Source organism: uncultured Caldilinea sp., from assembly GCF_937128415.1.
Lineage (GTDB): Bacteria > Chloroflexota > Anaerolineae > Caldilineales > Caldilineaceae > Caldilinea.
Map to the genome: position 1 here is coordinate 2501 of NZ_CAKZMJ010000085.1, position 21078 is coordinate 23578.

A 21078-nucleotide genomic window follows, 5' to 3' on the forward strand; every position below is an offset into this window, starting at 1 on the left:
GGGCATTCTGGAGGCGGACATGACGGCGATCGTGGACGTCGTTGAAATGATGGGCAATGAAATCTTCCTGTACCTGATCACGCGCGACAACAAGCAGTTCATCGCCCGCGTGGACCCGCGCGTGCGCTCCCATGCCGGTGACGAGATCGAGCTGGCCGTCAACATGGCCAACGCGCACATCTTCGACCCGAAGACCGAGATTTCGTTGGCAAGCTGATCGGCTTTCTGTGAGGAGCATGGAGGGCCGGAGTTCCACAGGGGCTCCGGCCTTTTATGTTCGCCAGGCTGAACATGAACGAAAAAATGGAGCGCTTGATTGAAAGTGCAGCAGAGATCATCGCAGCTGCGCGACGCATCGCTGTGCTCACCGGCGCAGGCGTAAGCGCCGAGTCCGGCGTCGGCACCTTCCGCGACGCCCAGACGGGGCTGTGGTCGCGCTTTGACCCGCAGCAACTGGCGAGTCAGGAGGGGTTCGCCGCCGACCCTGGAAGAGTGTGGCGCTGGTACATGCATCGGTTGGAAATGGTGGAACGCGCCCGCCCCAACCCTGGCCATGCTGCGCTCGCCGCCCTGGAGGCGATGACGCCCACCTTCACGCTGATCACGCAAAACGTCGACGACCTGCATGAACGCGCCGGCAGCCGCAACGTGCTGCACCTGCACGGGCGCATCGAGCGCTTCCACTGCAACGGGTGTGGACTTCCTTATACGCTGCGCATGGAAGATCGCGATGCGCCGATGCCGCCAACGTGCACCTTTTGCACCGACTATATTCGCCCAAGCGTCGTCTGGTTTGGTGAGTTGCTCCCCGCCCAGGAGCTGGCGGAAGCGCAGCGCGCCGCTGAAACGTGCGACGTTTTCCTGGTGATCGGCACCAGCGGAGTCGTCTACCCGGCCGCCCATTTGCCCGTGATGGCCAAGCGCCGCGCCGCGCCGATCATCGAGGTGAATCCAGAGGAATCGGCATTGTCCGAAATGGCTGAAATCTGGCTGTCCGGCCCAAGCGGAGCCTTGTTGCCGAGGCTGGTCGAAGCCGTGCGCCTCCGCCGGGCCGGACAGGAAAATCCCCGCTAGCGGCGGCCCCCCTCTTCCGCCGACCATTCCCAGAGCGCGCCGCTCACGAGCGCCGATTGCGTCGCATCGCCGACGGTGATGGTGATCGGCAACGGCTGCGTGCCCGACTGGCGCTGGAGAACGAGGCGATAGGCGTCCGGCGTCAACGTCGGCGGCAGCGCGTAGGTGAAGGTCACGGTGTGCTGCTCACCCGGAGGCAGGATGAAATAGCCGGTGAAGACTTGGGTGCGTCGTTCGCCCCGGTGCGTTTCCACGCTGTCCGGCTCGACCCCGGTCGCTTCGATCAGCTCGCTTCCTCTGGGCGCATAGATGCGCACATAGTCGAAGTAGCAGCGCTCGATCAGGTCGGCGTAGCTGTCGCCGTAGCGCGGGGTCAGGTCGCAGCCCGGGTCTTCGCCATCGACCGTGTGGGTGTAGGTGAGCGTCAAGGTCGCTCGCGCCGGTTCTCCGGCTTCCTCAGGCCACTCCACGCGGTAGTCGAGCGACCGCTGGATGGCGGCGTCGGCCTTGTTATAGCCCATGTTGGTGTCGACCACGGCCAGGAAATCGCTGTTCTCCGCCGGACGCAAGGCGCCATCCCATCCTTGGGCGTGCATGACCGCTGCGGCATTGGGATTTTCCAGCCAGATTTGAATGGAACGCTCGTTGAGCGCCTGCAGTGCGGCGGGCGCCAGCCGGAGGATGTTCACCTGGCCGCTCTCCAGGCGGTCAAGCACGGCGGCCGCCAGCCGCGGAATGAAATCCTTGCGCTTGCTCCACCATTCGCTGAAATCCTGCCCCTGGGCTTCTCCGACTGCGACCTGGCTTTCTGCTGGGCGCTCCCAAAGCTGGACGATCTGCGCTTCGACGTTTGCGCCGGTGATCGGCTCGTCGAAGCCCTCGATTTCGATTTCGCCCAGCGCGCTGAAGATGCGTTTGACGGCGTTGAGGTCAATCGTCAGAATTCCATCGACATGGACGCCGGTGTCGCTCTTGTAGATCGCCTGCGCCACGCGCGCGCTGGTCGGGAAATCCGGCGACCAGTTGGCGTCGCGCATCACCAGCATCGGAATGTTCATGTAGCGCTCCATCGGCGCAGGCGGCGGCGGATAGCGAACGCCCTGACGGAAGATGGCGTAGCTGTCGACGAATTCCAGTTCGGCAATCTTGCCTTTGTCCAGCGTCACGCGGCCGATGGCGGCGATGAAGCCGCCGGTGGCGCGCAGCTCATGGTTGTTTTGCACGAGCACCAGATAGGTCTTAGGTCGATCCATGCCGAGCAGCTTGGGCAACTCCGGCCCGAGTTGGCGCACCAGGTCGGTCAGCGCCAGCAAATCGAGCGGCGACTGTTGCGTCGTCCCTGCCGGCGGAAGGTTGCCGGCGCGCGCGGCGTTTTTCGCGTGCGCTGCACCCGGCCCAAATGCAAAGGCGCCTGCAGCCATGATTGCCAGGATCAACAAAACCGACAGACAAACTTTCTTCCACCCCATAAGCCAGACTTCCTGTCTTGTATTCATCATTCCACCTTACTCGTTCAAACGCCACAAAGGGCCGGCTCTCTGCAATCGACTGCTGTCCAGCCAGGTCGGCGCATCGGCGAAATAGATCGGACGCCGTCCGGCGTACATTTCCACCAGATAGGGGACCGAAACGTCAATCCCTGGCAGGTCAGGATATAGGTCGCGTTGTAGACGTTGATACCAGGCGAACTGATAGAGCGATTCGTTCACCGGAATCAAGCCCGGGGCCGCATCGACCAGCGACCCATCTCCCCAAACGCCGTACCAAACGGCGAAGGTTTCCCGGTCGTTCAGCGTCACGAGGATGCTCTCCGGCTCCAGCTCGGCGCCGATCTGCGCAAGGTATGTGCGCGCCTCTGCGTCGTTCCGCAACGCAATCGTCTCCCAGCGCGTGCTCACGAGCAGAGCGATCGACAACGCCGCAAAAAGTCCTGCGACATACGATATCCGCAGAGGGAAACGCATTGCGAGCCACTCGACGACGCTTTTGAAGCCCACCGTCATTGCGACGCTCAACAACCACGCGACGGGCAAGAGATAAATTTCGCTGTCGCGGGTCTGATACAGGATGGCGTAGACGCTGACCGGCGCAATCCACAGGAGGCTGAACGTGCGCAGCGCAGGCGCAACCCGATCCCAGACCGCCAGCCCGACGAAGCCGAGCGCTAATCCGACCGGAGTGAATTGCTCCGTCACCACATAGGCCCATGTCGTCACCCGCTGAAGCACTGCCCCGAGGGAGGCGCCGACCAGATACCCCCGGTATGCTGCTCCCGTCACCAGCCAGAGAAATCCTTCCCAGTTGTCGGCGTATCCCCAGTTGATCGGTGGTGGACCAACGGCTGCCGCGAGAGGAATGCGGATGTAGAATAGCGCGCCGATCACGCCGCCGATCCCCAGCGCAAGGAGCGGCCCTAGCCAGCGTCTCGCCCCTCTGTGCGACGTGATCAGCGCGTACAAGGCCGCCGGCAACAGCAGCAACAGCGTGAGGTGATGCGCAACTCCCAACGCCACCGCCGCAGCCGTATACCTCAGCCGCAACGGCTTTGCCAACACGGCCCAACCGAGCAGCGCAATCAGCAGGGCATGCAGGCTGTACACCTCCGTGAGTATCGATTGGCTCCACAACAAGGGTGAAGCCATCCACGCCAGCCCGGCCAACAGCCCCCACAGCCAGCGCAAGGGATCTTCCTTGAGCAGGTGCGCCGCCACAAGGACGGTGACAAAGACGCTGGCAGCCCCGAAGCATGCGCTCAGTAGATTGCCGCGCCACGCCAGATCGGTGGCCGGCGCCGCCCAACCGATGAACGCCAGCCAGTGCCGCAAGACCATGACGTAGATCGGGTAGCCAGGTGGATGGGGCACGCCGTTGACCACGGCGGCGGCGAGCAATTCTCCACCGTCGGCGCCCTGATGAGCCCAGGTCACTCCCGGGGCCATTGAAAAGAGATAAAGCAACAGTGCAACCCATGCTGCAGCCAGCCCTGCGATGAAAACCGTTGCAGAGCGCCAACGCGCCTCAAAAAGTTTCACAGCGCACCCAGGCGAGGGCCACCATCAAACCACTGCAAATTACCAGAAATCCGGCGGTTCGGCGGGCGGCAAGCCAACCAGCACCGATGTATAGGTCCATTCGGCGTTCGCCGCCTGCACAACAGCGGCGCCGTCAAGGACAGCGCCGTCCGGCAGATCGCCTTCGGCGACGACGTTGATGTTCACGAGGGCGTTGACGCCGACGGCCAGCTCCGGCCAGGCGGCGACGATCACCGAGGTTCCGTTTTCACTCGCCTCCTCCATGACCTCGCCGCCGTCGGTCGCCGATGCGCTGACAAAGCTCAGGCCTATGGGAAGCTCAAAGGAGAACTGCACATCGGTTGCGCTCGTTTCTCCAAGATTGACGACCGTAAACGACAACGTCACGGACTGTCCCTGGATCGCCTGCACCCACGGCTGGACCGTCAGGCCGATCAGGGTCGCCGAGAGCGGGGAGGATGTGGATAGCGTGAAGACGTCGCGGCTCGTGAGGACGGGGAGCGCCGCCAGTTCCGCTTCCGTCGCATTCACCGTGATAAAGCGAGCCGCCACCCAACCGGTGACTTCGTCGCCAAGACAGCAGACCAGCCACCAGTCGCCGTCAACGCTGCGGCCCAGAAGAGAGACGGTTGTTCCTGAGACGAATTTGCCCAAAATTTCAGAATCCGTCGAGGGTTCTGCGCGCACATTGAGCACGGGCGCGGACACTGCGCCGGTCGGTGCGTTTGCCGGCCGTTGTGAGGCCGGAGCGGCGCCTTCAATCGGCAAGAGTGCAAGTTCTTCCTCCGTATAGCGGGGGATCAAAAACTGCGCGCTGACCCAGCCTTGCGTTTGCGCATCAGAGACGCAGCAAATCTTGAGCCAATCGTTGTTCGGGTTGCGCGCTTGAAGCGTCACGGTGGTCCCCTGCGTAAGCCGACCGATGACGGGGAAGGTTGTCCCCGGCCCTTGACGCACATTGAGCGTCACGACGTTGACGGTCGCAGTCAGAACGGTTGCAGGCTGCACGGACGGCGAGCTCTCCTGAGTAGGCGTCGAGACCGAAGCGCCGCCCTGGTTTGTCTCGGGCCGAGGCGTTGGCCGTGGCGGGCGCGGGGTCGGCGTTGGAGGCTGTGGAGTCGGGGTTGCGGTCGGCGGGGGCGGGATCGTCTGTCGATGCTCCAGTCTGCCGTCCGCTGCCCAGGCTTGTGCGCCTCCCCAAAGAATGGCCGCCGCCAGGAAGAACGCGATCCACAGCTTGTTGCGTTGCACCATTTGCCTCAGAAGACGATAGGCTTTCATTCTGTGCTTTCTCCTTCCGTTGTCCATGCTCCCTCTTCGATGCGCGGTCTGCGCCGACGTTGGATTCGGGAGATTGTGCAAAAGCTAATGTGCGCCGTTGCCGCGAATAATGACGGGAAATGTGCGCAGCAGGATCTCAAAATCTTTGCGCAGGCTGTAATGTTCGATGTAGTCCAGCTCCATTTGCAAGCGTTCGGCGAAACTCAAATCGCCGCGGCCGTTGACCTGCATCGGACCGGTCATCCCCGGTTTCACGGCCAGCCGCTTGCGATGGTGATCCTGATAGAGCCGCACGATGCGCTCTTCCTCCGGGCGGGGGCCGACCAGGCTCATTTCGCCGCGTAGCACGTTGTAGAACTGCGGCGCCTCATCGAGCGAGGTGCGTCGTAGAATGCGCCCCACGCGTGTGACGCGCGGATCGTTTTTCAACTTGAAAGCCGGCTCCTCCAGATGTTCGAGATCGACCAGCTCGGGCAGCCGCGCCTCTGCATCGGCGACCATCGTGCGCAGCTTGACGATGCGAAAGGGGCGGCCGTTTTCGCCGATGCGCACCTGCCAGAAAAAGACCGGCCCGGGCGATTCCAGCTTGATGGCGATGGCTGCAATCGCCACCAGGGGAATCGAAATGGTCAGGCCGATGAGTGCGCCGACGATGTCGATCGTGCGCTTGACCAGCCGCTGCCAACCTGAAATCACGGGTTGACGCGCGCCGGGCGGCGTGCCCGCAAAATGGATCGTGCCGATGAGATAGCCGCTGCCTAGCGCCAGGGCGCGCACCACCAGCATCGGCGGCCCGATCAACGCCAACGCCGGCGAGCGCCGCGCCAGCTTGCGCACGAAGGGCAACGTCGTCAACAAAAACAACAACGCGGCCGCAGCGACGGGGGCCCATAGCCAGTTCAGAGGCGGCCAGATCAGGCCGAGCAACGCAAGCGGCGCCAACGCAATGAGGGCGGCCAGCAACACGATCTGCACTTTCAGCACCTGGGGCGTGTGACTGTCCTGCACCATCCGCTCTGGATGCCAGCGGATCATCAGCGCTTTCCAGAAGCCAATGTAGTATTTGCGCCGAAAATACTCGCGCACGCCGCTGTCATGCAGATGGCTGACCCTGGCGGCGGGCGCAAAGACCAGCCGGTATCCTTTTTGCGCCAGTCGAAAGCTGAACTCCTGGTCCTCGACGCTGGCCGTGGTGAAGATTGGATCGAAGCCCTTGTTTTCAAGAAAGATGGCGCGCCGATAGGCCGCCGAATAGGTGTCGATGAAGTCGATCTGCGCCTGACCGGCCATGCGGTCGTAGCGATCCTCATATTCCGCCTGCACGAAGCGCGGCACCAGGCCAGTCTGCTCGGTCACGTAAGCGCCCTTGGCGCCAGCTACATCCGGATCGGCGAAGGGGGCGGTCATGGCCTCGATCCAGGTCGGCGTTGGCGCGCAGTCGGCGTCGGTGAAAAGCAGCAGAGGAGCGCGCGCGGCCGCCGCCCCGCGGTTGCGCGCCGCCGCCGGCCCGGCGTTCGCCTGCGATAACAAAGTGAGCTGAATGTGGGAGTGCGCCCTGCGCCAGCGATCGATCATCGCAGCGGTGTCATCCGTAGAGCCATCGTCAACGACGATCACTTCATAGCGGCCGGGCGCAACCGTCTGGGCAGCGAGCGCATTCAGGCAACGTTCGATGGTGCCGGCTCCGTTATAGACGGGAACAATGACCGAGCAGAGCAGGGTTTCCGACTGCATGGGTTCGCTCATAGAACCTTCAAATCGGCGCATGGGAGACGTCACAACGCAGTCCAGAACAACGAAAACAGCTTTGCTGCGAGTCTTCTGCGCATCGTGAAAACGGGGTGGCGATGGCCATTCACTCCCTGCCCACGTCATTCCGCTTCGTTGGGCGCCAGGAGTGCAATGACGAAAATGCGATGCGTGGTCGTTGCAGCCGGCCAGCCGGTGACCAGCGTCAATCGCGCATCCGTCGTCGGCGCCACATAGGCGGCCGCCAGCGCTCGCTCCGTTTCACTTGCCCCGAACAAGGGAATGGGCTCTGAAATCGCCGCCACCTCATACGTCGCCGTAGCGCCGGTTTCATCCGAGAGCAGAATCTTCTGCCCGACCTCCACCTCGCCCAAGGCGATTGCTTCAAACACGGCCTCTCCCCGCGCTTGATGGCCGGCGATGACGACATTGCCCAGCGCGCCGACGCCTGCGCTGTTGACCGCCCAGCCCGCAGCGTCTTCAGGCGGCGTCCAGCGCGTCGTGCGCTCGCCCTCCACCGTCACAATTTCCCATGTCATTGGGACTACGGGAACGTCGATCTCCAACTCCGGAATCTGAAGTTGCACGGGTGGGGCGCCGACCGACGGCACAGCCGCCAGATCGACTAGAGGTGAGAGTACAAGCGACGCTGTGATAGGCGTAGACGCTGCATTCTCATCGGCGACCGGCGCGGCGACGATGCTCTCCTCTGGAACGAGAAGCGCCAACTGCTGGCAGCCGGCGGTGAGCACACCGCCGATGAGGAAGACGATGAGAAACCAAAGCCCGCGACGAACATTCATCGGATTCACAAATCCTTTCGAGTTTGAACAGCAGACTCAACAACGGATTCGGATGGTGATAACGGAACAACGGGTTCGGATGACAACGGGGTGATCCTTTGACTTCCGAGTCCCCTTCCTCTCTCCATTCGTCGTTGCACCCTGTTTTTCAGCCAACGCCGGTTCAAACAGCAACGAAGAGAGTGGTCTTGCCGACGCAATGCCAAATCTGTTCCTTCTACATCCGTTATGGCAGACCATGCCAAATTGTAGTGGAATCGAGATCGATCCGCAAAATGAGGGTTGGAAACGGCTGAGCCGCTGACGGTGATTTTTGCCGAGCGCCCGAGAGTCGCTAGAATGGACGGTGGGGAGGGATGCGTCCCGGTGGGCGTCCCGGTCTTCAAAACCGGTGGCAGGCGGCGCAGAGCCGGCTGCGGTGGGTTCGACTCCCACGCCTTCCCGCTGGCAGACAGATTGTGGGAGACGAAGGGCCATGGAGATTTCGTTATTTGACGACAACGCCGAGCTGCGCGTTGAGCGGTGCATCCTTTATCCTTATCCCGACCTGAAGCGCATCTGGACTCGTCTCTGGATCACGCCCACGCAGGCCGAAGAGAAGCCCAACATCGAGGTGATCGTCCTCAATCCGGACGGCAGCGAGAACTGCAGCGTCTTCATGATGGCGCACGCCGAAGCGCGCGCCGAGACCACCCTGCACATGCGCAATCCCATCCCGGGCGCAACCTATCGAGTGGCGGTGGAAATGACGCAGGGGTTGGGTGAGGCGCAAAAGGTGCTCGACCGCCATCTCTTCGAGATGGTGCTCGAATTCCGCAACCCCGAAGCCGGTGAGCCGGGGTTTGGGTTCGGCGTGGATTGGGAAGAGCTCAAACGCAAGGCAGGCGCGCGTGAGTGAGGCGGTCTGTCCCGTCTGTCGTCAGCCTGCGGATGTCCGCCTGCTGCGGATGGCGACGCAACTGACGCCGACCGTCATCCGTTCCGTGGCGCGCGCGTCGCCCGATTGGCGGCCGGAGCACGGCCTCTGCCCGGTGTGCGCCGCCGTTCATCAAAATCACGTCGCAGCGCAGCGCAGTCACTTTTCGCTTCACACTTCAACCGATCCGCACACCACGTTTCCGTACTATCATCGCGAGGAAGAGACGCTGCTCAGCCAGCCGGAGCGCCTGCCTGATTATTCCACCTTCACCGGCGCCGGCGTCGCAATGGCGTTTCTGGACAGTGGTTTTTATCCGCATCCGGACCTCACGCAAGGCCTTTCGTGGCTGGATGGGGAGTGGCATCGCATTCCCCAACGGCGCTGGCGCACTCTCCTGGAGGAGGCCGGCCTGCGCATTCGAGAGTACGCCGACCTGACCGACGGCGCCGAATGCGTCGGCCTCAATGCGCCAAGTCTCTGGGACGGCGCAGGCGATAGCTGGCACGGCCTGATGACAACCAGCATCGCAGCGGGCAACGGCTGTTTAAGCGGCGGCCGTTATCGCGGCTATGCACCGGAGGCCTCTATCGTGGCGATCAAGATCGGACGCAGCGGCGGTCGCATTCCAGAGGAGGACATCCTGCGCGGCCTGGAATGGCTGCTGGAGGAAGACCGCTGGCAGCGCTACAATGTGCGCGTCGTCAACATCAGCGTCGGCGGCGACTTCCCAGAAGAATGGAACCGAAACCCGGTCTGTCGCGCCGCCCACGCGCTGGCGCAGCGCGGCCTCTTCGTGGCTGCGGCGGCGGGGAACCGTGGGGTGGACGAGCTGTTGGCGCCGGCGCAAACGCCCACCGTGATGACGGTGGGCGGCGTCGAGGACCACAATCGCCGTTGGCAGCCGCAGACGCCCGGCGCCGCGGCGCTTTCCCTCTATCATCACAACACGGGCGTCGTCATGTATCGGCACGCCATGATCCGCAAGCCGGAAATTCTGGCGCTGGCGCGCTGGGCGCCTTCGCCGGTGTTGCCGCTCAGCCATGTCTTCTATGAAATGGTTGCCATCGACCACGTGCGTCGCGTGTTGCGCGGGGAGACCGGCGACCTGCCGACGGATGTTTTGCGAGCCGGAGGAGCCGATGAAGAGTTTGCGATGCCCGGCGATGTGATCGTCGACGTCGATCACTGGATGCCGGAAGTGTGGCGCGGGTTGCGGCTGCGCATGAATGCACACAAGTGGGTGCATCGATATTATCAGCACGTGGATGGCACTTCCGTTGCAGTGGCTCAGGTCTCGGCGGTGGCGGCGCAGATGTTTCAGGCCAACCCCAATCTGAGCGGAGAAGAGGTGCGCCAATTGATGTTGGAGACGGCGCTGCCGCTGCCTCATCTCACTTCCGTGCAGACGGGTCCCGGCTTATTGCAGCCTGCGTTGGCGGTCGCAGCCGCCCTGCGCGCAAGCGGAGGCCCTTTGCATGGGTTTCCGATCAGCGGCGCTGCGTTGCGTGAGAACGAATTGCATAAATGGCGACTTCACGGTACATTACCCTTGCATTCTTTTTCCCAGTTTGAAAACTCGGGCTGCGTCGTCTACTTCGGCCTGTGGGCGCCCCACGCGCAGAGCGTAAGCCTGCTTGGCTCGTTCAACCGCTGGCAACCCGATGCGCTGCTGCTGCACCAGGTCCATAATGGATGGTGGCACATTGCGCTTCACTTGCCGCCGGGCGTGCATCTCTATCGCTTCTGGGTGACCGACGCCCGCCACCCGCAGGGACGCTGGATGCGCGACCCGGAGAATCCGGACACTGCCGAGAGCGGCTATGGCGACGCCCACAGCCAAATCGTAATTTCATAAGCGTCAAACCCGACGCCAATCGTACGAAATTGTTCTATGCACGCCCCACACAACAGCCAAGACGAGGACGTCCATGCATCGCGAATATCATAAGTGGTATAGCCCGCGCTTGAATCGAGAGATGGAGCTGTTGATCTTCGGCCACGCCGGCGCGCGCGTGCTGGTCTTCCCCACCAGCATGGGGCGTTTTTACGAATATGAGGATCGCGGCATGGTGGCCAATCTCGCCGATCATCTGGAGAACGGCTGGCTGCAACTCTATTGCGTAGACAGCATCGACGGGGAAAGCTTCTATAACAACTGGGCGCACCCGGCCGGCAAAATCTGGCGCCACATTCAATACGAAGAGTATATTTTGAACGAGGTGTTGCCGCTGAGTTGGTCGAAAAATCCGAACCCATTCTTGATTGCGCATGGCTGCAGCTTCGGCGCGTATCACGCCGTCAACATCGCCTTTCGTCATCCGCACCTCTTTGGCCGCGTGCTGGCGCTGAGCGGCAAATACGACATGAGCAACTTTTTCGGCGGCTATTACGACGACAACATCTACTTCAACACGCCCAGCCACTATGTGCCCAACCTGCATGATCCCAACCAAATCGAGGCGTTGCGCCGCATGGACATCATCATTGTGGTCGGCAGAGACGATCCGCACATCGAAAACAACCGCGCCTTGAGTCGAGCGCTCTGGGAAAAGGGCATCCCTCATGCTTTTCGAGAGTGGGATGGGTGGAGTCACGACTGGCCCTACTGGAAGAAGATGGTGCGGCTTTACATCGGAGGACATGATTGAGCGCCCTGCATGTTCTGTGTTGCGTGGTTTTCAGGTCTTGATGAAGCAGGAACACGCAACACTCTTTCTCACCCTATCACGACCACACCCCAGGAGGAGCAACGATGAGCGTCAAGAAAATCGGTTTACTCGTTGGCCGTGAGTGGAGCTTCCCGCCAGCCTTCATCGAAGAAGTGAACAGCCGCGACGCCGGCGTGACGGCGGAATATGTCAAGCTCGGCGGCACGAAGATGAACGAACCCTGTGAATACGCCGTGCTGGTCGATCGCATCAGCCATGAAATCCCCTACTACCGCACCTACATGAAGAACGCCATGCTGCAGGGCGCCTACTGTATCAACAACCCCTTCTGGTGGAGCGCAGACGACAAATTCTTCGGCGCCAGCCTGATCACGCGCATGGGCATCCCTTCGCCCAAGACCATCGTGCTACCGATGAAGTCCTACCCGGAAGGCGTGGTCAGCGAAAGTTTGCGCAATCTCGTCTATCCGCTCAACTGGGAGGCCATCGTCGCCTACACCGGCCTGCCCGCCATCCTCAAGGACGCCTGGGGCGGCGGCTGGAAGAACGTGTATAAAGTCCACACGATCGACGAACTGATTCGCGCCTACGACGAAACCGGCACGCTGTGCATGATTCTGCAAGAGTTTATCGAATACGACCATTTTGTGCGTTGCATCTGCGTCGGACAGACCAATATCATGCCGATCAAGTATGACCCTAAACATCGGCGCTACATTGTCGAACATGACCATCTGACGCCGGAGCTGGGCGCCAAAATCATCGAGTACGCGCGGCGCATCAACGAAGTGATGGGCTATGACATGAACAGCATCGAGTTCGCCATTCGCGACGGCGTCCCCTATGCCATCGACTTCATGAACCCTGCGCCGGACATGGACATCAACAGCATCACGCCTCACTATTTTGACTGGGCGGTGAAAGCCATGGCCGACTTCGCCATCGAAATGGCGCACAATCCCCGGCCACAGCGAGCGGAGCAGCGATGGGCTCGATATGTAGACTGAATGAATGACCTGATTGTTCTGTTCATCGGCGCGATCCTCGGCGGGCTGTTGACCTGGAGCTGGCTGACCATTTCGCGCCACTGGAAAAGCAGCCGAGATCTGCGCAGCAGCGCGGAAAAAGCCGACAAAGAGGCCGTTGAAAAGCGCAAAAAGGCGCGTGACGATCGCCGCAAATCCTTCGATTTGACATTTCGAGCCCTGATCGAAACGATCTTATTTGCGCTCGCCCTATTTGCGGCTGTGGCGCTGCTGTTGAATTTGCTCGGATGAAAGGAAATCGCTGTGTCGAAGAAGCCGTTGACGGCGCTGGTCGCCTGTGCGGGTTGAGCGTCTAAGCTCCCGCCGGGGACATTAGCGCAGGTCGTGCGCCAACTGGCCGGGCTTTTCCCGGCAACTGAATATCCCGATGTGCTGATCGGCCTGGGGGAGCCGGACGACGCAGCCGTCTTCCGGTTAGATGAGACGCGCGCCCTGATCCAGACCACCGACTTTTTTACGCCGATCGTCGACGACCCATGGACCTATGGCGCCATCGCCGCGGCCAACGCCATGAGCGATGTCTTCGCCATGGGCGGCGAGGCGCTCTTTGCGCTCAATATCGCCGGCTTCCCGGAAAGGATGGACGGAGAGACGATTGCCCAGATTTTCGCCGGCGGCGCAACCAAGGTGCGCGAGGCGGGGGCGGCGATCGCCGGCGGGCACACCGTCACCGCTCCGGAGCCGTTTTACGGGTTGGTGGTGACCGGCGTCATTCATCCCGAGCAGGTGATGCGCAAAGGCGGCGCGCGGCCAGGGGATCAGCTCTACCTGACCAAGCCGCTCGGCACCGGCATTCTCACGACGGCGGCCAAACTGACGGGGGCAGCCGAGCACCCACTGCGCCGTCTCATCCGCAGGGTGCAGCGCCGCCCCGATCTCGACGTCAAGGACCTGGATGCGGCTGTGATTTCCATGCTGCGGCTGAACCGCGCAGCCGCCCAGGCGGCGCGCGAGACAGGCGTGCGCGGCGCCACCGACATCACCGGTTTCGGGCTGCTCGGCCATGCCTGCGAAATGGCCATCGCCAGCGGGCGCGAGAGCGGCGCCGGCTTCGTCATCGAGGCTACCTGCGCGCCGTTGCTTCCAGGGGCGATCCGCTACGTCGAAGCCGGCTATCTGACACGCGGGGCGGTGCGCAATCCCCAACACTTCGGCGAGCACGTGCGCTTTGCGACGCACGTCCCCTCCTCTCTGCGCACGATTCTGTGGGAGTCGGAGACGAGCGGCGGGTTGCTGCTCGCCGTGCCTGCGGCCAATGCGGCGCGCTTCGAGCGACTCTGTGCAGAGAATCAACAGCCGGTGTGGCGCATCGGCGAAGTCGTGAAAGGAGAGGGCGTCCAGGTGGTTTGATTGTGCAACGTTCCCCCTTCTTGTCAATTCCCCCTCTCCAGAGGTTTCAAGGTTTTCTTCGAGTTGATTCGCCCCTGCACAACATGGTAAGCTTTGTGACTGCCGGAACGCTGCAACGTTGTGGATGAGGGGGGGCGATGGCCGCCCTCTCTGTGGAACACTCGGGAGAAAGCTTCTATGCGAATCTATCATGAAATCAATCTCGCCGACCGCTCGATCTCGTCGCGCGAGCTGCACGGTAAGGACATTATCTTCGCCGGCCGTTATCTGATTGCCAAAACCTTCGTCGAGCGAGGACTCGCCCGCGTTGATCCGCTTTCGCCGGAAAATCTGCTGATCTTCTCCGCCGGCCCCTTCGCCGGCACGACCTTCTCGAACGCCAACCGCACGAGCGTGGGCTGCAAGAGTCCGCTCACGGGCGGCATCAAGGAGGCGAACGGCGGCGGCACATTCAGCTATGCGTTGGGGCAGCTCCGCATTGCGGGCTTCACGCTCGCCGGCGCTTCGCCGGATTGGGTGGTGATTCACTTCCGCAAGGATGGCGGCATTGCGTTCGATGACGCAACGCCCTACCTCGGCAAAGGCAACTACGCCGCCGCCGAAATGCTCTACGAACGCTACGGCCGCAAGGTGGCGATTGCGCTGTGCGGCCCGGTCGGCGAGTATCAGGGATTGCTGGCCGGCATCGCCTTCAGCGACAAAGACCTGCGGCCCTCGCGGCTGGCCGCGCGCGGGGGCGTCGGCGCCGTCATGGGCAGCAAGCGCGTCAAGGCGATCGTGGTCGATCTCGATAAAACGCCGCCTTTTGGCGACCCTCGCAAGGTCACCGACAGCATTAAGCGCTACACCAAAATGCTGCGCGAGGATTCCATCGTCATGAACTTCTACAACAAAGTCGGCACGATGGGCATGGCCGATTACCAGAACTACATCGGCGGGCTGCCGGTGCGCAACTTCAGCGCCGGACAGCTGGCCGACGTCTCGGCGGGCGAGGTCTTCAGGATGGGCGGCGACTACATCGGCGAGCTGAACACCTCGCGCGGGGGAGAGCAGACCCACCCCTGCATGCCCGGCTGCGCCATCCAGTGCAGCAACGTCTATGTGGACGCCAACGGCAAGGAGGTGGTCTCGCCGGTCGAATATGAAACGTTGGGACTGCTCGGCACAAATTGCGGAATCACCGATCCGGACGATCTGGCGCAGCTCAACTACATCGCCAATGACCTCGGCGTGGACACGATCGAGACGGGCGCCACGCTCGCCGTGTTGATGGAGGCGGGACTGGCCCAATTCGGCGACGTCCGCTGGATGGTCGATGCGCTGGCCGAGATCGGGCGCGGCACGGAGCTGGGCCGACTGTGGGCGCAAGGCACGGCGCGCGTCGGCGAACACTACAAGGTGCGCCGCGTGCCCGTCATCAAAAAACAGGCGATCAGCGCCTATGACCCGCGCGTGGTGGAGGCGACCGGCATCACCATGATGGCCACCGCCCAGGGCGCCGACCACACCGCAGGCAACCTGCCCCGGCTGAAGACGCGCGAGATGGACCTGGAGACCTTGCTCGACCTGAGTCTGAAACAACAGATCAAGGTGGCCGCCAACGATTCGTTGGGCCTGTGCATCTTCGGGCAGACGGTCACCAACGTCAACCTGGAGTTTCTGGCCGAGGCGCTCAACGCCGCGCATGGAACCGACCTCACGCCCGCCTTTTTTGAGGAGCTCGGGCGCTTGACGCTCTATTACGAGCGCGAGTTCAACCGACAGGCCGGCTTCACCGCCGCCGACGACGAGCTGCCCGCCTTCTTCTACGAAGAGCCGCTGCCGCCCACCAACCAGACGGCGCGCTTCCATGGCGAGCAAGTCCATCCTATGTATGACGCCCTGGAGCCTGCAACGGCGTAGAACAACGCAATGATCATTTGCCCGCAGGGGGAGTTCTTCTTTGCGGGTTCAACCTGGAAACTCACGTATGTCCCTGTTACACCAACTTCACCGCGAAGCCGCTGAACTTCAGCCGCAGCTTGTGGCCTGGCGTCGCGACTTTCACATGCATCCAGAGCTTGGCTTTCAGGAAGTGCGCACCGCCGGCGTCGTCGCCGAGCATCTGCGCGCCCTGGGGCTGGAGGTGACAACCGGCGTCGGCAAGACCGGCGTCGTGGCGCTGGTGGAGCCGGACGAGGCGCCCGCCCATGCGGCGACCGTGCTGCTTCGCTTCGACATGGACGCGCTGCCGATTCACGAAGAAAATGACGTTCCCTATCGTTCACAGACGCCCGGGGTGATGCACGCTTGCGGCCACGACGGCCACACCGCCATCGGCATGGGCGTGGCGCAGCTGCTCGCCCGCCATCGCAACGAGCTGGCGGGACGGGTCAAGCTCGTCTTTCAGCCGGCCGAGGAGGGATTGGGCGGCGCACGGGCGATGATCGCCGACGGCGTGCTGGAGAACCCCAAGCCACAGGCGTCCTTTGGGCTGCATCTGTGGAGCCGGTTGCCGCTCAACCAGGTGGTGGTGCAGTCCGGCCCCTTGATGGCGGGCGCCGACAAAGTCGATCTAATCGTCGAAGGCGTGGGCGGTCACGGCGCCATGCCCCACGAGACCGTGGACGCCATCGTCATCGCCAGTCAGATCGTGCTGTCGTGGCAGACGATCATCTCGCGCAACGTCAGCCCGACTACGCCCGCCGTGATCACCGTGGGGGAGTTTCACGCCGGTTCGGCCGCCAATGTGATCGCCGGGCGGGCGGAACTGTCTTGCTCGATCCGCTCCTTTGACCTGGAGACGCGCGACTTTTTGGTGCGGCGCATGCGCGAGGTGGCTGAAGGCGTCTGCACCGCGCACGGCGCCACATGCGCGCTCACATTCACGCCGGGCGTGCTGCCGACCATCAACTCCGAAGCGGGTGCAGCGCTGATGCGCACAGTGGCAACCGAGCTTGTCGGCGCGCAGAATGTCATCACCCAAACGCCCGCCATGGTCGGCGAGGACATGTCGGAATTTCTGATGCGCGCGCCGGGCTGCTATGTGCTCGTCGGCGCCAACGACCCGCACGGTCCGCTCAACAGCCCGCACCACAGCCCCACCTTCGACTTCGACGAACGCATGCTCTCCACCGGCGTGGCGCTGCTGGCCGGCGCAGCGGTCAGATACCTGGAAGAGCAGGCGAAGCCGCCCGCTGCACAGGAACGGAGCACCCGCCCATGAGCGACGTCCACTTTCTGCGCGTCACAGATTTTGTGAAGGCGCCCGGCGCAAAGCCCTTCAAACACACCTTTTTCCAAAGCCAGCGCCTGCTGGTCGGGCTGAACGTGTTGGCTGCTGGACAGGCGCAGGCCATCCATGAACACGCCGATCAGGACAAGTTCTATTACGTGGTGGCGGGCAGCGGTCGCTTCACCGTCGGCGAGAGCGAGCAGACATGTGAGGCGGGGATGCTGATTGTAGCTCCGGCGGGCGTTCCGCACGGCGTCGTCAACGACGGGGACGATCTGTTGACCTTTCTGACCGTGATTGCGCCGTTCGGCTAAAGCGCGTCAAGCTTTTTTCTTCAGCCTGCGCAGCAGCTCGTCATTGGTGGGCGCTTTCTCCAGGAGCTTCAGCAGGCCGAGCAAGGCGCTCTTGTTGTCGCGCTCGGCGAGGGCGCGGCGCAACAGGGTGAGTTTCTCCATCTCCGCCGGCGTGTAGAGCAGCTCCTCCCTGCGCGTGCCGCTGGCCTTGATGTTGATGGCCGGAAAGATGCGCGCCTCCGCCAGCGACCGGTCCAACACGATCTCACTGTTGCCGGTGGCTTTGAACTCCTCGAAGATCAGGTCATCCATGCGCGAGCCGGTCTCGACCAGAACGGTGGCGAGCACCGTCACCGAACCGCCGTGCTCGATATTGCGCGCCAGGCCGAAGAAGCGTCGCGGAATCTCCAGCGCCCTGGCGTCGATCCCGCCCGACAGTGTGCGGTTGGCGCCTTTGCCGGATAGGTTGAAGGCGCGCGTCATACGCGTCAAGCTGTCGATCAACACGACCACATCGCGGCCGCACTCCAGTTCACAGCGCACGTGCGCCATCGTCAGCTCGGCCAGGCGAACGTGATCTTCCAGGCTCTGGTCGTTGGAGCTGGCGAAAACCTCGGCGGGGACGCTGCGACGAAAATGCGTCACCTCCTCCGGTCGTTCGTCGATCAACAACAGGAGGATGCGCGCCTCCGGCGCAGCCGCATGGATGGCGTGAGTCAGCTCTTCCAGAAGCTGCGTCTTGCCCACCTTAGGCGGCGCTACGATCAGCCCGCGCGTGCCCTTGCCGATCGGCGCGATCAGCTCCACCGCGCGCATCGACAGCCTCCCGCTGTCGCCCAGCCGAAAGCGCTCGCAGGGATCGATGGCAAGGAGCTGTTCGAAGGGTTTGCGCCGGACGAAGGCTTCCGGCGTCAGACCGCAGATCTCCTGGACGTCGCTTAGCTGCAGGCCCCGTTTCGTGGCGCCGGCGCCCCCGCGAACTTCTGCGCCGTCGATAAGGGCGTAACGTTCGACCAGCGCAGCGGGAACGTATACATCCGCCGGCGAGGGCGCAAAGGCGCGCAGCGGGTCGCGCAGATATGCGTCGCCCTGGGGCGTGCGCTGCACGACGCCTTTCACTTCGCTGAACGGTTCGCCCGGCGTCTCGAGCGTCGGCGGGCGGAGGGGGGTGCGAGTTTTGGGTGGGCGGTCAGGCAACCGGCGTTGTGATTTCACCTCGCGGCGATTCTTGGTGCGCGCCATGACGTCAAGATAACATAGAGTGGTGAAAAATGACCAACTCACTGCACCTTTGTGATTCTGTATGCACCATCCCTTTGTTCGCCATCCCCATCGCACTCTGTTGACGCTTTCGCTGCCGGTGCTGATCTCGCTGGTCGCCGAGCCGCTGACCGGCCTGGTCGATACGGCCTTTGTGGCGCAGCTCGGCGCGACGCCGCTGGCGGCGCTAGGCGTCGGCTCGGCTGCCCTCTCGGCCGTCTTCTGGATCTTTAATTTTCTGGGCATCGGTGCGCAGACCGATGTGGCGCAGGCGTTGGGCGCCGGCGACCACGAGCGCGCAGCGCGCGTCATGGGGCTGGGGTTATTGCTGGCGATGCTCTTTGGACTCGGCTCGATCGTCTTCGGCGCTGCGTTGGTCACCCCGATTGCGCGGGGATTGGGCGCAGAAGGCGCAGTGCTGGCATACGCCGAGGCGTATATTTTCGTGCGCCTGCTCGGCGCTCCGGCGGTGATCGCGTCGCTGGTCGCCTTTGGCGTGTTGCGCGGTTTGCAGGACATGCGTACGCCGCTGTGGGTGGCGGTGGCGGTCAATGCGCTCAACATTGCGCTGGACTGGCTGTTCATCTTCGGTGCAGGTCCGATCCCGGCGATGGGGGTGACGGGCGCTGCGGCGGCGAGCACATTTGCCCAGTGGCTCGGCGCCATCTGGGCAAGCGCCGCCATCGTGCGGCGCTTGGGCTGGCCGTCGCGCCTGCGCGTTCAAGAAGCGCGCTCTTTGCTGCGCGTCGGCGGCGATCTTTTCCTGCGCACCGGCTTCTTGACCGTCTTTCTGCTGCTCGCCACGCGCGTCGCCACTAACCTGGGGCCGGAGAGCGGCGCCGCCCACCAGGCTGTGCGCCAGTTTTGGATCTTTGCGGCGCTGGGGCTGGACGCGCTGGCTATCACCGCGCAGAGTTTGGTCGGCTATTTCCTCGGCGCAGGCTGGGTGACGCAGGCTCGTCGCGTGGCGAGGATGGCCTGCCTGTGGAGCGCAGGGATGGGCGCGCTGCTTGGCGTAGGGATGTGGCTCTTTCGCGGCCCCCTCGCCGACCTGCTGGCCCCCCCTGAAGCGCACAGTCTCTTCTTTTCGGCCTGGCTTCTTTCGGCCGTCGTGCAGCCGCTCAACGCGCTTGCCTTCGCCACCGACGGCGTTCACTGGGGGACAGGCGATTTTCGCTACCTGCGCAATGCGGCCTTCGCAGCGATGGCGATTGGCGCGACCGCCTTGCTCGGCCTGGAGGCGACGGGCGCAGCCTCGCTCGCCTGGGTCTGGCTCGTCACCGATGCCTGGATCGCCGTTCGCGCGGCGCTAGGCGTCGTGCGCATCTGGCCCGGCGTCGGCCATGCGCCGCTCTCTCAACCAGACCGTCCACCGAACACCGAATTTCCTTCTGGAAGCGGACAGCAACCGGCAACGCCAGAGCCAACGCCGGCGAAAGGCTAACCATCGTCTAACACCCAATTCACTCAACACCCAAGTCTGGGCAATCGAGCAAATCAAGGAAAAGCTATGCACTACGGAGCCCATTGCTACATCTTCACCGATCGGTGGAGCGATGACGCACTTCCCATCCTTGACCAGATGAAAGCGCTCGGTCTGGACGTAGCCGAGCTTTCCGTCGGCGACGACGTGCGCTTTACGCCGGCGCTGACGAGACGCCGCGCCGAGGCGTTAGGGCTGACGCTGGTGATCGGTCCCGGCGGCGCCTGGCCGCTCAGCGCCGATCTCTCCTCGGACGAGCCGGAGGAGCGCCGAGAGGGGCTGACCTGGCATTGCCGTCAGGTCGATCTGGCGGCGGAGCTCGGCGCCGTCGCCTACGCCGGCGCGCTCTATGGCCATCCGGGTGTGGTCAAGCGGCGGCGTCCGCCGGCGGACGAATATCCTCGCACCGCAGAGGGGCTGCACAAGCTCGCCGAATACGCGGCCCGACGCAACGTCAAGATTGTGTTGGAGCCGATGAGTCACTTTCGCACCCATTTGGTCAACACGGCGGCGCAACTGATGCGACTGATCGATCTGGCCGATCACCCGAACCTCTACGCCCTGTTCGACACCTATCATCTCATCACCGAGGAGCGGGACTACGGCGCCGCACTGCGCACGCTGGCCCCACGGCTCTGGTGCGTGCATACGTGCGAAAACGATCGCGGCGCGCCCGGCGGCGGCCTGGTGCCGTGGGACGACGTCTTCGATGCGCTCTACGAGATTGGCTTCGACGGCCCGCTGACGATGGAGGCGTACAACTCGTCGATCGACGACTTCGCCTACCAGCGCGGCATGTTCCATAACGTCTGCCCCGACGGCGACGAGTTTGTGCGCAAAGGGCTGGCGTTTTTGCGGTCGCACGTCGAGCGCAGATGGAAATAAGCGAGTCTAGAACGAAGCAC

At 63.0% G+C, this 21078-nt stretch carries 19 protein-coding genes and 1 tRNA gene (1 of these 20 running past the window's edge); 14 read left to right on the plus strand and 6 right to left on the minus strand.

Annotation, left to right across the window (positions count from 1 at the left end; all coding sequences use genetic code 11):
- Together ugpC and Q0367_RS16515 are read left to right on the plus strand one after the other, a co-directional pair.
- Window positions 1–217, plus strand: partial view of an ABC transporter ATP-binding protein gene (ugpC, locus tag Q0367_RS16510; protein WP_297637836.1) — the final stretch only. The gene continues 890 nt to the left of window position 1, outside the view; 217 of the gene's 1107 nt are visible here — the last part of the coding sequence; its start codon lies off the left edge, out of view; its stop codon occupies window positions 215–217.
- Between the two features lie 74 nt (window positions 218–291).
- The gene (locus Q0367_RS16515; protein WP_298983602.1) at window positions 292–1074 is read left to right on the plus strand and encodes an NAD-dependent deacylase; all 783 of its coding nucleotides are present in this window, start codon (window positions 292–294) and stop codon (window positions 1072–1074) included.
- On the opposite strand, the gene Q0367_RS16520 is transcribed toward Q0367_RS16515, so the two are convergent.
- The 5 genes from Q0367_RS16520 to Q0367_RS16540 all read right to left on the minus strand — a co-directional run bounded on the left by Q0367_RS16520 (window position 1071) and on the right by Q0367_RS16540 (window position 7939).
- Window positions 1071–2573, minus strand: a complete 1503-nt coding sequence (locus Q0367_RS16520; RefSeq protein WP_298983606.1) for a DUF4012 domain-containing protein — start codon at window positions 2571–2573, stop codon at window positions 1071–1073. The genes Q0367_RS16515 and Q0367_RS16520 overlap by 4 nt on opposite strands.
- Before the next feature lie 6 nt (window positions 2574–2579).
- Window positions 2580–4106 carry a protein O-mannosyl-transferase family gene (locus Q0367_RS16525; RefSeq protein WP_298983608.1) on the minus strand — a complete coding sequence of 509 codons (1527 nt, stop codon included), beginning with the start codon at window positions 4104–4106 and terminating at the stop codon, window positions 2580–2582.
- A gap of 39 nt (window positions 4107–4145) precedes the next feature.
- A complete protein-coding gene (locus Q0367_RS16530; protein WP_297637823.1) occupies window positions 4146–5387 on the minus strand; it encodes an SH3 domain-containing protein in 1242 nt (413 codons plus the stop codon).
- 84 nt (window positions 5388–5471) lie between these two features.
- On the minus strand, window positions 5472–7121 hold the full coding sequence (locus tag Q0367_RS16535; protein ID WP_298983611.1) for a sugar transferase: 1650 nt from the start codon (window positions 7119–7121) through the stop codon (window positions 5472–5474).
- 137 nt (window positions 7122–7258) lie between these two features.
- Window positions 7259–7939, minus strand: a complete 681-nt coding sequence (locus Q0367_RS16540; RefSeq protein WP_298983613.1) for a class F sortase — start codon at window positions 7937–7939, stop codon at window positions 7259–7261.
- A gap of 348 nt (window positions 7940–8287) precedes the next feature.
- On the opposite strand from Q0367_RS16540, the gene Q0367_RS16545 reads away from it, so the two are divergent.
- The 10 genes from Q0367_RS16545 (at window position 8288) to Q0367_RS16590 (ending at window position 17451) form a co-directional block, all read left to right on the plus strand.
- Window positions 8288–8384: transfer RNA gene (locus tag Q0367_RS16545), tRNA-Sec, on the plus strand.
- Window positions 8385–8414: 30 nt separating this feature from the next.
- A complete protein-coding gene (locus Q0367_RS16550; RefSeq protein WP_297637814.1) occupies window positions 8415–8837 on the plus strand; it encodes a hypothetical protein in 423 nt (140 codons plus the stop codon).
- Window positions 8830–10713, plus strand: a complete 1884-nt coding sequence (locus Q0367_RS16555) for a S8 family serine peptidase (protein WP_298983615.1) — start codon at window positions 8830–8832, stop codon at window positions 10711–10713. The genes Q0367_RS16550 and Q0367_RS16555 overlap by 8 nt, the downstream gene beginning before the upstream one ends.
- Before the next feature lie 73 nt (window positions 10714–10786).
- Window positions 10787–11506, plus strand: coding sequence for an esterase family protein (locus Q0367_RS16560; RefSeq protein WP_298983617.1), 720 nt, complete (start codon window positions 10787–10789; stop codon window positions 11504–11506).
- 104 nt (window positions 11507–11610) lie between these two features.
- Window positions 11611–12534 (plus strand): RimK family alpha-L-glutamate ligase, encoded by a 924-nt coding sequence (locus Q0367_RS16565; RefSeq protein ID WP_297637806.1) that lies wholly within the window; start codon window positions 11611–11613, stop codon window positions 12532–12534.
- The gene (locus Q0367_RS16570) at window positions 12535–12804 is read left to right on the plus strand and encodes a hypothetical protein (protein WP_298983620.1); all 270 of its coding nucleotides are present in this window, start codon (window positions 12535–12537) and stop codon (window positions 12802–12804) included.
- Between the two features lie 12 nt (window positions 12805–12816).
- Entirely contained in the window at window positions 12817–13923 is a 1107-nt protein-coding gene (gene selD / locus Q0367_RS16575; protein WP_298983622.1) for a selenide, water dikinase SelD, read from the plus strand.
- A 177-nt stretch (window positions 13924–14100) separates the two neighbouring features.
- A complete protein-coding gene (locus Q0367_RS16580) occupies window positions 14101–15825 on the plus strand; it encodes an aldehyde ferredoxin oxidoreductase C-terminal domain-containing protein (protein ID WP_298983624.1) in 1725 nt (574 codons plus the stop codon).
- Between the two features lie 67 nt (window positions 15826–15892).
- Window positions 15893–17128 (plus strand): M20 family metallopeptidase, encoded by a 1236-nt coding sequence (locus Q0367_RS16585; protein ID WP_297637794.1) that lies wholly within the window; start codon window positions 15893–15895, stop codon window positions 17126–17128.
- Window positions 17125–17451: a cupin domain-containing protein gene (locus Q0367_RS16590; protein WP_297637792.1), complete on the plus strand. Its 327-nt coding sequence runs from the start codon at window positions 17125–17127 to the stop codon at window positions 17449–17451. The genes Q0367_RS16585 and Q0367_RS16590 overlap by 4 nt, the downstream gene beginning before the upstream one ends.
- A gap of 6 nt (window positions 17452–17457) precedes the next feature.
- On the opposite strand, the gene rho is transcribed toward Q0367_RS16590, so the two are convergent.
- The gene (gene rho / locus Q0367_RS16595) at window positions 17458–18714 is read right to left on the minus strand and encodes a transcription termination factor Rho (RefSeq protein WP_297637789.1); all 1257 of its coding nucleotides are present in this window, start codon (window positions 18712–18714) and stop codon (window positions 17458–17460) included.
- Between the two features lie 19 nt (window positions 18715–18733).
- Between rho and Q0367_RS16600 the strand changes: the two genes are divergently transcribed.
- Window positions 18734–20134 (plus strand): MATE family efflux transporter, encoded by a 1401-nt coding sequence (locus Q0367_RS16600; RefSeq protein WP_297637785.1) that lies wholly within the window; start codon window positions 18734–18736, stop codon window positions 20132–20134.
- 66 nt (window positions 20135–20200) lie between these two features.
- Window positions 20201–21058, plus strand: a complete 858-nt coding sequence (locus Q0367_RS16605; protein WP_297637782.1) for a sugar phosphate isomerase/epimerase — start codon at window positions 20201–20203, stop codon at window positions 21056–21058.
- Window positions 21059–21078 lie beyond the last annotated feature (20 nt).